The organism is Solibacillus sp. CAU 1738, from assembly GCF_039888725.1.
GTDB lineage: Bacteria > Bacillota > Bacilli > Bacillales_A > Planococcaceae > Metasolibacillus.
Map to the genome: position 1 here is coordinate 691,802 of NZ_JBDQQN010000001.1, position 14,529 is coordinate 706,330.

14 protein-coding genes are annotated in these 14,529 nt (G+C 38.2%); 13 read left to right on the forward strand and 1 reads right to left on the reverse strand.

Features of this window, described 5'->3' with window-relative positions; translation table 11 throughout:
- The first annotated feature begins 3 nt into the window (after positions 1 to 3).
- The 6 genes from AAFN87_RS03515 to AAFN87_RS03540 all read left to right on the forward strand — a co-directional run bounded on the left by AAFN87_RS03515 (position 4) and on the right by AAFN87_RS03540 (position 7,955).
- Positions 4 to 1,320, forward strand: a complete 1,317-nt coding sequence (locus AAFN87_RS03515) for a dihydrolipoamide acetyltransferase family protein (RefSeq protein WP_347789643.1) — start codon at positions 4 to 6, stop codon at positions 1,318 to 1,320.
- A 118-nt stretch (positions 1,321 to 1,438) separates the two neighbouring features.
- Positions 1,439 to 3,127, forward strand: a complete 1,689-nt coding sequence (locus tag AAFN87_RS03520; RefSeq protein WP_347789644.1) for a methylmalonyl-CoA mutase family protein — start codon at positions 1,439 to 1,441, stop codon at positions 3,125 to 3,127.
- On the forward strand, positions 3,124 to 5,271 hold the full coding sequence (gene scpA, locus AAFN87_RS03525; RefSeq protein ID WP_347789645.1) for a methylmalonyl-CoA mutase: 2,148 nt from the start codon (positions 3,124 to 3,126) through the stop codon (positions 5,269 to 5,271). The genes AAFN87_RS03520 and scpA overlap by 4 nt, the downstream gene beginning before the upstream one ends.
- Positions 5,271 to 6,356, forward strand: coding sequence for a methylmalonyl Co-A mutase-associated GTPase MeaB (gene meaB / locus AAFN87_RS03530; protein ID WP_347789646.1), 1,086 nt, complete (start codon positions 5,271 to 5,273; stop codon positions 6,354 to 6,356). Before scpA ends, meaB begins: the two co-directional genes overlap by 1 nt.
- A 99-nt stretch (positions 6,357 to 6,455) precedes the next feature.
- Positions 6,456 to 6,896, forward strand: a complete 441-nt coding sequence (locus AAFN87_RS03535; RefSeq protein WP_347789647.1) for a BrxA/BrxB family bacilliredoxin — start codon at positions 6,456 to 6,458, stop codon at positions 6,894 to 6,896.
- Positions 6,897 to 6,959: 63 nt separating this feature from the next.
- The gene (locus tag AAFN87_RS03540) at positions 6,960 to 7,955 is read left to right on the forward strand and encodes an aromatic acid exporter family protein (protein ID WP_347789648.1); all 996 of its coding nucleotides are present in this window, start codon (positions 6,960 to 6,962) and stop codon (positions 7,953 to 7,955) included.
- On the opposite strand, the gene prli42 is transcribed toward AAFN87_RS03540, so the two are convergent.
- Positions 7,952 to 8,047, reverse strand: coding sequence for a stressosome-associated protein Prli42 (gene prli42 / locus AAFN87_RS03545; protein WP_347789649.1), 96 nt, complete (start codon positions 8,045 to 8,047; stop codon positions 7,952 to 7,954). The genes AAFN87_RS03540 and prli42 overlap by 4 nt on opposite strands.
- Before the next feature lie 100 nt (positions 8,048 to 8,147).
- On the opposite strand from prli42, the gene mce reads away from it, so the two are divergent.
- From mce to AAFN87_RS03580, 7 genes are all read left to right on the forward strand, one after another.
- Positions 8,148 to 8,558: a methylmalonyl-CoA epimerase gene (mce, locus tag AAFN87_RS03550; RefSeq protein ID WP_347789650.1), complete on the forward strand. Its 411-nt coding sequence runs from the start codon at positions 8,148 to 8,150 to the stop codon at positions 8,556 to 8,558.
- Between the two features lie 2 nt (positions 8,559 to 8,560).
- Entirely contained in the window at positions 8,561 to 10,120 is a 1,560-nt protein-coding gene (locus tag AAFN87_RS03555; RefSeq protein ID WP_347789651.1) for an acyl-CoA carboxylase subunit beta, read from the forward strand.
- Between the two features lie 281 nt (positions 10,121 to 10,401).
- Entirely contained in the window at positions 10,402 to 10,857 is a 456-nt protein-coding gene (locus tag AAFN87_RS03560; protein ID WP_347789652.1) for an AraC family transcriptional regulator, read from the forward strand.
- 111 nt (positions 10,858 to 10,968) lie between these two features.
- Positions 10,969 to 11,481 (forward strand): cysteine hydrolase family protein, encoded by a 513-nt coding sequence (locus AAFN87_RS03565; RefSeq protein WP_347789653.1) that lies wholly within the window; start codon positions 10,969 to 10,971, stop codon positions 11,479 to 11,481.
- A gap of 322 nt (positions 11,482 to 11,803) precedes the next feature.
- Positions 11,804 to 12,781 carry a hypothetical protein gene (locus tag AAFN87_RS03570; protein ID WP_347789654.1) on the forward strand — a complete coding sequence of 326 codons (978 nt, stop codon included), beginning with the start codon at positions 11,804 to 11,806 and terminating at the stop codon, positions 12,779 to 12,781.
- 50 nt (positions 12,782 to 12,831) lie between these two features.
- Positions 12,832 to 13,941: a M20/M25/M40 family metallo-hydrolase gene (locus AAFN87_RS03575; protein WP_347789655.1), complete on the forward strand. Its 1,110-nt coding sequence runs from the start codon at positions 12,832 to 12,834 to the stop codon at positions 13,939 to 13,941.
- Between the two features lie 22 nt (positions 13,942 to 13,963).
- On the forward strand, positions 13,964 to 14,446 hold the full coding sequence (locus AAFN87_RS03580) for a chemotaxis protein CheW (RefSeq protein WP_347789656.1): 483 nt from the start codon (positions 13,964 to 13,966) through the stop codon (positions 14,444 to 14,446).
- Positions 14,447 to 14,529 lie beyond the last annotated feature (83 nt).

Genomic DNA, 14,529 nt, shown 5'->3' on the forward strand with positions numbered 1-14,529 from the left:
ATGATGGCTATTCAAAATATTACAATGCCTCAACTTGGTGAAAGTGTTACTGAAGGAACGTTAGAACGCTGGTTAGTGAAACCGGGCGATAAAGTAGATAAATATGCACCACTCGCTGAAGTAAATACCGATAAAGTAAATGCAGAAATCCCGTCGTCGTTCACAGGGATTATTAGTGAACTAATTGCAGGCGAAGGAGAAACATTACCGGTCGGAGCAATTGTTTGTACAATAGAAGTGGAAGATACAGTCGTTGCACCACCACCTGAGAAAAAATCAAATATTAGCTCGGCAATATTAAATGCGGGAGTACAGCGTAAAGAGGAGCAACAAAAACCAATTGTAAAATCTAATGAGCCGAAAGTGCAGCGCGATAAAGCGAGATACTCACCAGCAGTACTGACACTTGCCGCAGAACATAATATTGATTTAGCTGTTATTACTGGTAGTGGTTTAGGCGGTCGCATTACCCGAAAAGACATCCAAGCGATCATCGAATCGGGCAATTTCCCAACAGTAGGAACAGAACAAACTAATGCAGAAGCACCAGTAGCACAACCGTCGCAATCAACAGCTCAAACAGAAATAAAAGCTGTCCCACCAGTGCCACAAGCAGCTGGAGATATCGAAATCCCTGTATCATCTGTTCGTCGTGCCATTGCCAATAATATGTTACGTAGTAAACAGGAAGTACCACATGCGTGGATGATGATGGAAGTAGACGTTACAAATTTAGTCGCTTATCGTGACTCAATAAAAGACGACTTCAAAAAACGAGAAGGCTTCAATTTAACGTATTTTGCCTTCTTTATGAAAGCTGTTTCGCAGGCGTTAAAAGAGTATCCGATGATGAACTCTATGTGGGCTGGAGATAAGATTATCCAAAAGAAAGATATTAACTTATCAATTGCCGTTGCAACGGATGATGCATTATTCGTGCCAGTTGTAAAACATGTAGATGAAAAATCCGTAAAAGGCATTGCCCGAGAAATATTCGACCTATCACAGCTAGTGCGCACAGGCAAATTGCGTTCTGAGCATATGCAAGGTGGGACATTTACTGTGAATAATACAGGCTCTTTTGGATCGGTCCAATCGATGGGGATTATTAATTATCCTCAGGCGGCAATTTTGCAAGTGGAAGCAATTGTAAAAAAACCAGTCATCATGAACGGTGGAATGTTTGCGGCACGTGATATGGTGAATTTATGTTTATCACTCGACCACCGAGTGCTCGATGGTCTGATTTGCGGCAAATTTCTAAATAGAGTGAAAGATATACTCGAAAACGTTAGTAAAGAGACGATGTCAGTCTACTAATATCTAATGGAAGCCCGTGAAATCTGGCTTCCATTTATTTTTTTTCTTTATTGTCTGAACTTTCTCATGTAAAATACTATTTAGAAAAAGGTAAGGGGGGAAGCTGTTTAGCGTCCACATGTCAACTAACATGAAAGAAATCGAATTTCCATCTGCTAGTTATGAGCAATGGAAAGAAGAGGCAATCAAAGCTTTAAAAGGGAAACCTTTTGACTCATTATTTTCAAAAACTATTGAAGGTGTGACACTTGACCCGTTATATACACAGGCATCTTTAACGGAAAAATTAGGTGAGCAACTAGATAAACAAGTGGCAACAATTCGTACATTAAAAACTACAGATACGTTTGAAGTAGCACAACAAATTTACGGCGACTCACAAGAAGAATTTATTGCAAATCTAGAAGATAGCTTAGCTCGTGGCAACGAAATTATTACAATTGATAGCCGCGTTGCATTTGAGTGGAATGATTCAATTTTAAACAAGATAGCGGATTATTTAACTGAATATTCGTTTAAATTGATTGTGACTGATGGAAACGACCCACTTCTAAAAGCACTTTCAAAAATTGAAGATAGCAAAAAGGCTGGAGTAGAAGGTTTTATTGTTGCGGAGAAAGCGGTTACATTACCTGATTTCCCGAAAGTTCGCACATTAATCGGTAATACCGTTAAATACCATAATCAAGGTGCAAACGCTGTACAAGAACTTGCGATTGCATTAGCAGAAGCAAGTCGTATAGCGAAACAAGTAGAGAGCTATGAAGCTTTGGCAGCAAAGTTTTTCGTGAATTTTGCTATTGATACTCAATTCTTCATGGAAATTGCGAAATTACGTGCATTCAAAGTGTTATGGAAAGCGTTTTCGCAAGGTTTAGGCGCTGAAGCAATTGCCGTACCGGTCGTAGCTGAAACATCAGTAAGAAGCTTCTCTAAACTAGATGTGTATGTAAATTTATTACGTGCTGGTAACGAAGCATTTGCTGGCGTTATTGGAGGTGCGGATGTATTTACTGTACACCCTCACGACGTATTAACTAAACCAACAGATCAATCAATCCGTATTGCACGTAACGTATTACTCGTAACAAATGAAGAATCTCACGTATTAAATGTAGTCGACCCATCAGGTGGTTCTTACTTTATCGAGTCACTGACAGCAGATTTAGTGAAGGAAGCATGGGCTTTATTCATCGAAATTGAAGATGCTGGCGGTTTAGAAGCGTACGATATTAGTAAAAAAATTGATGAAATATATGCAATACGTGAAAAAGAAGTACAAACTCGTAAAAATTCTTTAATTGGTACGAATATTTATGCAAATCCTACTGATGAAATTCCAATGGAAGAAAACGTTCAGTTTGCAGATGTGAAGCGTTTAGCTATTCCATTTGAAAACTTACGCCGTGATTTTGCGCAAATAGATGCAAAAATCGCAATTTTAACATTTGGTGAGCTGAAAAACTATAAAGCTCGTGCAGATTTCGTAGCCGGTTTCTTTGCGACTGCTGGTGTTGAGGCAGCACAATCTGGAGTACTTGAAACAGTAGATGCTGCACAAGCGTGGTTAACAAATACTGATTTTGATTATGTAGTTATTGCTGCAAATGATGAGGATACAAAAACTGTAGTGCCTGCTTTACTAAAAGCTAAACGTGCATCTCAATTACTTGATGTAGCTGGTAAATATAAAGAAGAGGAAGCAGATTGGACAGCAAATGGTCTAAACGGCTTTATTTTCGCAGGTCAAAACATCATCGAAAAGCTAAATGTAGTAACTGCTAGCATGAAGGAGGTTCAACGATGAACGCAAACTTTAAATCAGTTGTTATCGAAGACGTGCTACAAGCAGAACAATTACAAGCAACAAGTAAGTTTTTGACAAACGAAGGCATTGAAGTAAAAAATGTTTATACAAAAGAAGATGTACAACATACAAAACATTTAAAAGATGTGGCTGGTATTGCGCCAAATACGCGTGGACCATACCCAACGATGTATGTTGCTCGTCCTTGGACAGTGCGCCAATATGCAGGTTTCTCTACAGCAGAAGAATCCAACGCTTTCTATCGTCGTAATCTTGCGATGGGGCAAAAAGGCCTTTCTGTAGCATTTGACCTTGCGACACACCGCGGCTATGATTCTGATCACCCACGTGTAACAGGTGACGTTGGTAAAGCCGGAGTTGCGATCGACTCTGTAGAAGATGCGAAAATTTTATTTGACGGCATTCCGTTAGATCAAATGTCTGTATCGATGACAATGAATGGCGCGGTATTACCAATCCTAGCATTTTACATCGTTGCTGCTGAAGAACAAGGTGTGACACCAGAAAAATTGGCGGGTACAATCCAAAACGACATTTTAAAAGAATATATGGTGCGTAATACATACATTTACCCACCTGCAATGTCGATGAAAATTATTGCAGATATTTTTGAATATACAGCGAAATTCATGCCGAAATTCAACTCGATTTCAATTTCGGGTTACCATATTCAAGAAGCGGGTGCAACAAATGATATCGAACTTGCTTATACGCTTGCTGACGGACTTGAGTATGTTCGTACAGGATTAAAAGCGGGCATTGATATAGATGCCTTTGCACCGCGGTTATCATTTTTCTGGGCAATCGGTATGAACTATTACATGGAAGTTGCTAAAATGCGTGCAGCTCGCCGTATTTGGGCGCAGATGATGTCAACATTCAATCCGAAAAACCCTAAAACATTAGCATTGCGTACACACTCGCAAACGTCTGGCTGGTCTTTAACAGAGCAAGATCCATTCAATAATGTGACTCGTACATTAATCGAAGCAAATGCAGCGGCAATGGGTCATACGCAATCACTTCATACGAATGCACTTGATGAAGCAATCGCATTACCGACTGACTTCTCTGCACGTATTGCCCGTAATACGCAATTATTTTTACAAGAAGAAACAGGCATGACAAAAGTAATTGATCCTTGGGGTGGTTCTTACTACGTGGAAAAATTAACAGAAGAGCTAACTGAAAAAGCTTGGGCGTTAATCGAAGAAATTGAAGACCTTGGTGGTATGGCGAAAGCGATTGAAACAGGCTTACCAAAAATGAAAGTCGAAGAAGCAGCAGCGAAACGCCAAGCGAAAATCGATTCAAAAACAGAAACAATTGTCGGCGTAAACAAATACCGTCTTGCTGAAGAAGAACCAATCGATATTTTAGATATCGACAATGCGGTAGTACGTCAGCAACAAATTGAGCGTTTAGAAAAAATGAAAGCAAACCGTAATGAAGAAGAAGTGCAAAAACATTTAGCACGTCTTACACAGGCAGCCCAAACAGGTGAGGAAAACTTACTAGCTGTAGCAGTAGATGCGGCTCGTGCGCGTGCTTCTCTAGGGGAAATTTCAGACGCAATTGAAAAAGTATCTGGTCGCCATAAAGCGGTTATTCGTTCGATTTCAGGTGTTTACTCTTCAAACTTCTCGGATGAAGAGCAAATTAATGAAGTAAAACAAATGACAGAAGAATTTCTTGAAAATGAAGGCCGTCGTCCACGTATTTTAGTAGCTAAAATGGGACAAGACGGGCATGACCGCGGTGCGAAAGTAATTGCTACTGGTTATGCAGACCTTGGTTTCGACGTAGATATTTCACCATTATTTATGACGCCAGAGGAAACAGCACAAATGGCTGTTGAAAATGACGTGCACTGTGTTGGCGTTTCTTCACTTGCAGCGGGACATAAAACATTAGTTCCTGAATTAGTAGGCGAACTGAAAAAACTAGGTCGCGAAGATATTATCGTTATTTGTGGTGGTGTCATTCCTGCTCAAGATTATGAGTTCTTATATGAAGCGGGTGCGGTAGCTATCTTCGGTCCTGGTACTGTAATCCCGGTATCAGCTCAAAAAATTATCGAAGAAATTTATAAACGATTAGGCTATGAGGAAGTGTCAGAGTAATGGATAAACGCTTGGGACAACAGGAAAGTGCATTATTTGTAATGGACGGTGTTAAAGGTGGTCATGACGGTATGAGTTATTCAGCACCAAAAAAATTCCGCAAAAAAAAGCAAGAGTCACTTAATATCCCGAGTTTAGCAGACGAAATACGTGCGGGTAGCCGTACTTCGCTGTCAAAAGCCATTACACTTATCGAAAGCTCAAATGCAGCGCATAAAGAACAGGCGCAAAAGTTATTACAAGAGCTACTCCCACATACCGGCAACAGTATCCGTATAGGAATTACTGGTGTTCCTGGAGCAGGGAAAAGTTCGTTTATTGAAGCGTTTGGAACGATGCTTTGCGATATGGGGAAAAAAGTGGCAGTACTTGCCATCGATCCGAGCTCGTCTATTTCAGGCGGTAGTATTTTAGGTGATAAAACACGTATGGAGGAACTTGTCCGTAAACCAAATGCCTACGTTCGTCCATCTCCAAGTGCAGGGACGCTCGGAGGGGTGCATAAAAAAACACGTGAAACGATGCTCCTTTGTGAGGCAGCAGGCTATGATGTGATTTTAATTGAAACAGTTGGTGTTGGGCAAAGTGAAACATACGTGCGCGGTATGGTAGATTTCTTCCTTTTACTTGTTTTAACAGGTGCAGGAGATGAGCTACAAGGCATGAAAAAAGGCATTATGGAGCTTGCTGACGGGATTATTGTGCATAAATGTGATGGAGATAATGTCCGCCCAGCACGCAAAACTGTACAGGAATATAAGCAAATCCTTCATTTCTTGCAACCAGCTACACCAGGTTGGTTGAGTACGTCATTACCTGTTTCATCCCTTGAAAAAACAGGTCTAACTAATACGTGGGATATGATTATGGAGTTTACAGAGACGATTCAAAAATCAAACTTCTGGACAACTCGACGTAATGAGCAAACGCGGGATTGGTTCCATACGATGATTACAGACCATTTAATAGATTCGTTTTATCAAAATGCGGACAAAAAGATGCAAGTACGTTCACTAGAGCAAGACATTTTAAATGGTAGAATAACGGTCACGCAAGGTGTCAATGAATTATTTGATAATAACTAGCAGTTTCTGTTATAAAAAATCCAATTCTGACGAAACAGTTCTTTGCAGATAGCCAACTGTCCTGCTATGATTAAGTGGTATGAAAGGAGCGATAAGCTTATGAATATGGACTATGATTTATTTATGCAACAAATTACAACGACTGCACGTGCTGAAATGGAAGCAGCAGGGTATGAACAACTACGTACTCCTGAAGAAGTGGAAGCAGCATTCGCTCGTCCTGGTACAACATTAGTAATGGTAAACTCTGTTTGTGGGTGCGCAGGCGGCATTGCTCGTCCAGCAGCTGCACATGCAGTTCATTATGATAAACGTCCAGACCATTTAGTAACTGTTTTTGCTGGTCAAGACAAAGAAGCAACTGCAGCTGCTCGTTATCATTTCGGTGAAGATCACCTTCCATCTTCTCCTTCATTTGTACTTCTAAAAGATGGACAAGTTGTAGCAGAAGTAGGACGTTATGAAATCGAAGGACATGACCCAATGTCTGTCGTAACTAACTTACAAGGTAATTTCGAAGAGTATTGCGAAGAAGTTTAAGGTGCACATGTAGGCTCTATTAAAGAGCCTACAATTTCCTAAAATAATAGGGGAGTGGTCGATATGAAGAAATTTTCAATTGGCTATCGCACACTAAAAACCGCTATTGGTGCTTCGCTTGCGATAGCAATCGCACAATTTTTCGATTTACACTTTTTCTCAGCTGCTGGAATTTTAACAATCCTATGTATACAGCCGACAAAGAAAAAATCGGTTCATGCAGTATATACAAGATTTGTTTCAAGTATTATTGGTATACTGCTGGCATTTCTCTTTTTTGAAACGCTTGGTTATAATCCAATCGTTTTTGGAGTAATGTTAGTACTATTTGTACCAACCATCGTATCACTAGGCGTATCGGCAGGATTTGTGTCTAGTGCGGTCATCATAATGCATATTTATACAGAGGCTCATTTTACTTGGGCTCTTTTAGCAAATGAACTGAGCTTAATGGCGATTGGTTACGGCGTAGGATTAGCAGTTAATATGTATATGCCCGATATCCGACAACAACTAGACCGTTATCGTTTACAAATTGAGGCCAATTACCAGAAAATATTTTCTGAAATTGCGCAATATTTACGGAATGGTGACACATTGTGGGACGGTAAAGAGCTCATTGATTCAGTAAATATATTAAATAAAGCGAAGGCACTCGCCTTTCAAGATGTAGAAAACCATTTAACGCGAAAAGACAATATATACTATGTCTATTTTGATATGCGGGAAAAGCAGCTTGAAATAATCGAGCGTGTGCTACCAAAAATTACTACCTTGCCTGTTATAGTACAACAATCAGAATTAGTAGCTGTGTTCATGGAAGATATAAGTGAGCATGTACATTCAGGCAACACAGCAAGTCATTTTAGAGAAAAACTTGATGATGTAAAAGAAGAATTTGCAAAAATGCCACTGCCAAACGACCATCAAACATTTATAGCGATGGCAGCACTGTATCAATTTATTGAGGAAATGGATGCATATTTAGAAATAAAACAATCGTTTAAAGGTTTAAATAAAAAACGAGCGGATGCGAACGTTTCGCACCCAACTCATTAACCGATCATAGCTAAGCCCATTGCAATTGTAGAAATTACCATAATTACTACCATTGAATATACAACGATTTTTTGAAACTTTTTATTGCTCATCCTAAATCGCTCCTTCTTTTATCTTTAAATAGTTTATCAAATTTAAAAAAATTCTCAAGTACTATAATTGTTTATTGCCATATAAAGGGGAGTTTGTAAAATGGAAAAAGTGGACCATATTGGAATTGCGGTACGAAATATCGATGAACGAATTACATATTACACAGAAACGCTTGGTCTTAAGCTATTAAAGCTTGAAGAAGTAGAATCACAACAAGTGAAAGTCGCTTTCATCGACGCAGGAAACGTGAAAATTGAGCTATTAGAGCCAATGAGCGAAAAAAGTGCTATCCATGGCTTTTTAGAAAAGCGCGGTGAAGGAATCCATCATGTAGCATTCGGTGTAACTGGTATAAGGGAGCGCATGGCTGAACTACGTGAAAAAGGTGTTCGCCTTCTTTCAGATGAACCAGGACCTGGTGCAGGTGGGGCTGAAGTAGCGTTTTTACATCCGAAAGATTCATTCGGTGTTCTTTATGAATTATGTGATAAAAGTGGAAAAGGGGAATAATCATGACATTAACACTAGATATGTTCGATAAAATTAATGAACTATATGATCGCAAAAGCATCATTGAACTAGGTGGCGGTGATGCTCGAATTGATAAGCAACATGAAAAAGGTAAATTAACTGCTCGTGAGCGTATAAATTTATTAGTTGACGAAGGTACTTTCGTTGAAATAAACCCATTTATTACACATCGTACTGTTGATTTCGGTATGGATAAACTAGAAGGACCTGGTGATGGCGTTGTTACTGGCTTTGGTAAAGTAAATGGTCGCAATATTTACTTATTTGCTCAAGATTTCACAGTGTTCGGTGGAGCACTTGGTGAAATGCATGCGAAAAAAATCGCAACAGTAATGGATTTAGCTGCGAAAAATGGCACACCTTTCATCGGTATTAACGATTCAGGTGGTGCGCGTATTCAAGAAGGCGTACTGTCACTTGATGGCTACGGTCATATTTTCTATCGTAACGCTATTTATTCAGGTGTAATTCCACAAATTTCAGTTATTATGGGACCTTGTGCGGGTGGCGCAGTATATTCGCCAGCCATTACAGACTTCATTTTAATGGTTGATAAAACGTCTCAAATGTTCATTACAGGACCAAAAGTTATTGAAACAGTAACTGGGGAGAAAATTTCTTCTGAAGGTCTTGGAGGCTCAAAAGTGCATAATTCAATTAGTGGTAATGCGCATTTCCGTGCACCTGATGAGGAAGCTGCAATTGCTCAAATTCAGCAACTACTAAGCTATTTACCTCAAAATAATAAAGAAAAAGCGCCGAAAGTAGAACGTCCAGCAGGTGATGACTACCGTTCGGAACTTGTTGATATCGTACCAATCGACCAAACGCGTTCATACGATGTGCGTAAAGTAGTAGAACAAGTAGTGGACGAAGGATCATTCATGGAAGTTCAAAAAGAGTTTGCGAAAAACGTCGTAGTAGGTTTCGCACGGATCGCTGGGGAATCAGTAGGTCTTGTATGTAACCAACCGAAAGTACTTGCTGGAGGATTAGATATCGATTCTTCAGATAAGCTTGCACGTTTTGTGCGTACATGTGACGCTTTCAACGTACCAGTTATTACATTTGAAGACGTTTCTGGCTTCTTCCCAGGCGTTAAACAAGAGCACGGCGGGATTATCCGACACGGCGCGAAAATCCTTTATGCTTACTCAGAAGCAACTGTACCGAAAATTACTGTTATTTTACGTAAAGCATACGGTGGTGCGTACGTAGCACTGAACTCGAAATCAATTGGAGCTGACCTTGTATTCTCTTGGCCAAACGCTGAGATTGCAGTAATGGGTGCAGCTGGTGCAGCAAACATTATCCACGCTTCTGAAATCGCAAAATCAGATGATCCAGAAGCAACACGTGCAGCAAAAATCGAAGAATATAAAGAAAAATTCGCTAACCCATACGTAGCAGCATCTCGCGGTATGGTAGACGATGTCATTGATCCTCGTGAAACACGTATTAAGCTGATCCAAGCATTAGATATGCTTTCTACAAAACATGAAGATCGTCCATTCAAAAAACACGGCAATATTCCACTATAAGCAAATTCAAGGCAAAACCGGGCAATTGGTTTTGCCGTACAGACTGTAGACAAACCCGAAAATCGGGCTTGTTTATAGTCTTTTTCTTTTGCAATGGTATTAACCATCAGGAGTCGCCCCTTCTTTTCTACCAACAAACAGAGATTTTATACTTTAAAAATCCGAATAATGAAATTTGTGTATTTATTATAAAAATTTTAAAAAATGTTGTGCAATCTATTTTAAACCGTTGTAACCTTGTAATGGGCAAGTTGTTTATTATTGGAAGGAGGGATAATGTTATGAATATTATTATTGAAACGATGCCGCCATATCGGATTGCTTACTTCAGAGAGATTGGTCCTTATGGAAAAAACAATGCACGAACAATGGGGAAATTAAAAGAATGGGCAAAATCTAATCATTTATTTAATGAAGAATCCATTATTTTTGGCATTGCTCAGGATAATCCTGAAACTACTAAACCTGAAAATTGTCGTTATGATACATGCATAGTTATTTCAAACGACTTTACAGTAACTGATAGCTTTGTAAATGAAAGTATTATTGTTGGAGGGAAATATGCTGTATTTATAATTGATCATACAGCAGAAGCAGTTCAGAAAGCGTGGTTGGATATTTTTCCAGCATTAACAGCACAAGGTTATCAATTTGATGTAGCAAGACCAATCATCGAAAGGTATGTAGTCAAAATGGTCAATAATCATCAATGTGAAATATGTGTACCGGTGTATTGAAGTAGTAATTGAATGTATTCTAATTCGTTCGATGCAATAAAGCTAAAGTGTTTATGACGTAATAGAATGATAGAATCATTAATAGATTGAAAATAGGAGAGGTAAAAAATTATGCAGACTTGTGCAGATGTTTTAATTGTTATCGATTTACAAAATGGCGTATGTTACAGCGGAGAGCATTTATTTGATTTAGAAAATTTACTCACTACAGTAAATAATAGAATCGCATTATATCGAGAATTGCATAAACCAATTATTTTTGTTCAACACTGTGATGAAGAATTAGTACCTGGGGAAGAACTTTGGGCTAACAATGCTAATCTAAATGTTCAAGAACAAGATATTTTTGTAAGAAAAACACATGCAAATTCTTTTTACAAAACGAACTTAACTAATATTTTAGATCAATTAGCTGTATATCGTATTGAATTTTGCGGCGCTCAAACAGAATTCTGTATGGATGCTACGATTAAATTTGCTCATGGATTAGGATACGAAAACTTCATGGTACGAAAGGCAACCTCTACTTTGAATAATCAATTTATGTCAGCAAAAGAGACGATTAATTTTTATGAAAATATTTGGGACCACAGATTTTTAGAATTGATAGAAGATGAGTCTTAAAATGAATGTTTAATTAAATTTTATTAATGAAATCTTAATATTACACAGCGAAATTGCAAACACATTTTAATGGATAAAAATTAAACAACTGTAAAGAGCCTTGCTACACTTAATTTGTAGTGAGGCTCTTATGTTTATATAAAACAATTAAAACAACCTTAATGTCATAATACTAAAAGGTATTTTTTTAGCATAACCCAAATACAATTTCCTTCGTGAATTTACACTATGCCATCCTAATTTAGGAAGGTATTATTAATGTTTTTTAGAATTTTTAGACTTTATTCCACTTTCATATTAAACTAATAATTAAGGGGGCGTTATGATGAACTGGCAGCAATTACAACAGCAACACGAAACTCTTCAACTTCAATTACTTAGTGCTGAAAAACTAAAAAAACAACAGCAAGCATTGGAACGGCAAATTTTGCATACAGAAAGTGAAATTGAAAAATTGACGCAACAATTAAATAAAACAAGACAGCAATTAAATAAAATGGAAAAATTCTCTTTCGTTAATTTATTTCGCAATTGGACAGGGAAGCAAAGTGAATTGCTAGAAGAAAAGTTAGATGTCGTAGCTACAAAAGAATTAAAGCTAATTGAAACACAATTAATACGAGAAGATTTGCAAGATGATTTAGTTGATACGATGTTTAAAATTAATGCAATCAATGAACAATACATACAACAAGAGCTAGAAAAATTAACACGACAAAAGGAATATTGGTTAATGCAGCATGCCCCACAAGTAGCAAAGCAGCTAAATGCTTTAATAGAACAAGAACTGCTTGTAAAACAGTTGAAAACCGAAATACATGAAGCGATTGATGCAGGGAAACAGGCTTCAATTACCTTAACAGATGCTGCAAAATCATTGTCTGACGCAAAATCTTTTTCTACATGGGATACATTTTTCGGTGGGGGTTTCATCGTAACTGCTATGAAGCATGACAAGCTAGATAAGTCGAATGCATACATTCACCAAGCACAAATAGCCTTACAACGCTTTCAAAATGAATTATTAGATATTCAAAATATGAGCCAAAAATCAACTACTATTGAAGTGGACGGGTTTGTAAAATTTGCTGATTATTTCTTTGATGATATTTTTTCGGCATGGTCAGTCCATTCGAAAATTGCAACTGCTACCGATCAAATACGAAGAGTACTCGATGATATTTCGAATACGATATTTGAATTAAAGACAAAATTAGCTTTAGCAGTGGAAAAAGAACAGGAGATTGATGATCAGAAGCGAGCGATTTTAAAAACAGAGGATCCATCATTGTTTTTCTAAAAGCTGAAGCGTAAAATAAAAGCTATATTTGAAAATAAAGGAGTTTATTTATGAGCCGTTTAGTTAATGAATTTTTAGAACTTGTACAAATTGATTCGGAAACAAAGCATGAGGAAGTAATCGCACCGATTTTAGTTGAAAAACTTAAAGATATGGGCTTTGAAGTGTTCCAAGATGATGCCCATACACGCAACGGTCATGGGGCAGGAAATATTATTGCTACATTAGCTGGCACGTTTGATGTGGAGCCAATTTACTTTACGGTACATATGGATACAGTCGTACCAGGAGTAGGTATCAAACCTGAAATTCGTGAGGACGGCTATATATATTCAGACGGTACAACAATTTTAGGTGCCGATGATAAAGCAGGTATGGCGGCATTGTTCGAAATGGCGCGTCGCTTAAAAGAGCAAAATATCCCACACGGTACAATCCAGTTCATTATTACAGCTGGTGAGGAAAGTGGATTAGTTGGCGCGAAAGAATTAGATCCAACACTAATTCAAGCGAAATACGGCTTTGCGGTAGATAGTGATGGAAAAGTAGGGGGTATCGTTACTGCAGCACCTTTCCAAGCGAAAATCATAACGACTATTTTCGGTAAAACTGCTCATGCAGGAGTTGCTCCAGAAAAAGGAATTTCGTCTATTACTGTAGCTGCTAAAGCGATAGCACAAATGAAGCTAGGTCGTTTAGATGAAGAAACAACCGCAAATATTGGGCGTTTTGAAGGCGGCAAAGCAACAAATATAGTTTGTGATGAAGTGCATATATTAGCTGAAGCACGTTCGATTAATGAAGAAAAATTGAATGCCCAAACTGCGCATATGAAAGAAACATTCGAAAAAGTAGCAGCGGAAATGGGAGCACGTGCTGAAGTAGAAGTAAAATTAATGTATCCTGGTTTCCGTGTAACAGAATCAGATAAAGTCGTACAAGTTGCGATGGCAGCTGCAAAAGCAATTGGTCGTGAGCCACAACTAGGTATTTCTGGCGGCGGTAGTGATGCAAATGTAATCGCAGGCTTCGGAATTCCAACTGTCAACTTAAGTGTAGGCTATGAAGAAATTCATACGACAAATGAGCGCATGCCAGTAGAAGAGCTTGAAAAATTAGCAGACTTATTAGTAGAAGTTGTAAAAAATACAGCAAAATAAACATAAAAGGAGCTCGTACTAAATGGGGTTTGAGAAATCAGTTGTATTCGGGTGCGGCCAAGAGGAATATGCTGTACCCGTTGAACAAGTTGTATCTATTGAAAAATTAGAACATATAACACCGATTCCGCATTTACCAAACTATTTACTAGGCTTTTCACGCATGCGCGGTGAGTTAGTGCCAGTGCTCGATTTCCAACGCATTTTATATAATCAACCAAGTACCGGTGATTTAGTACGTGTCATTGTATTAAATACAGATGTTGTTAATTTCGGACTTGTCGTAACAGATGCTCGTGAAATTTTAGACTTTAATGACGATGTATTACGTCAGGTCGGCTTAGTAAATTACGCTAAAACGCAATATTTTACAGCCGTTGCCAATTTGGAAAACCGTATGATTACGTGTGTAGACCCGAAAATACTAGTAAATTCACTAGAAGGTATTCGCGAAATTATACAGTATTTACACAAAATGTTAGAAAACGAAGAAGTAAATAGTTAATAAATGAAGCTGTCCCAAAAGGATCGTAAATAACGATTCTTTAGGACAGCTTTTCTATCGTTATTGGAAGATGATTTCCATTG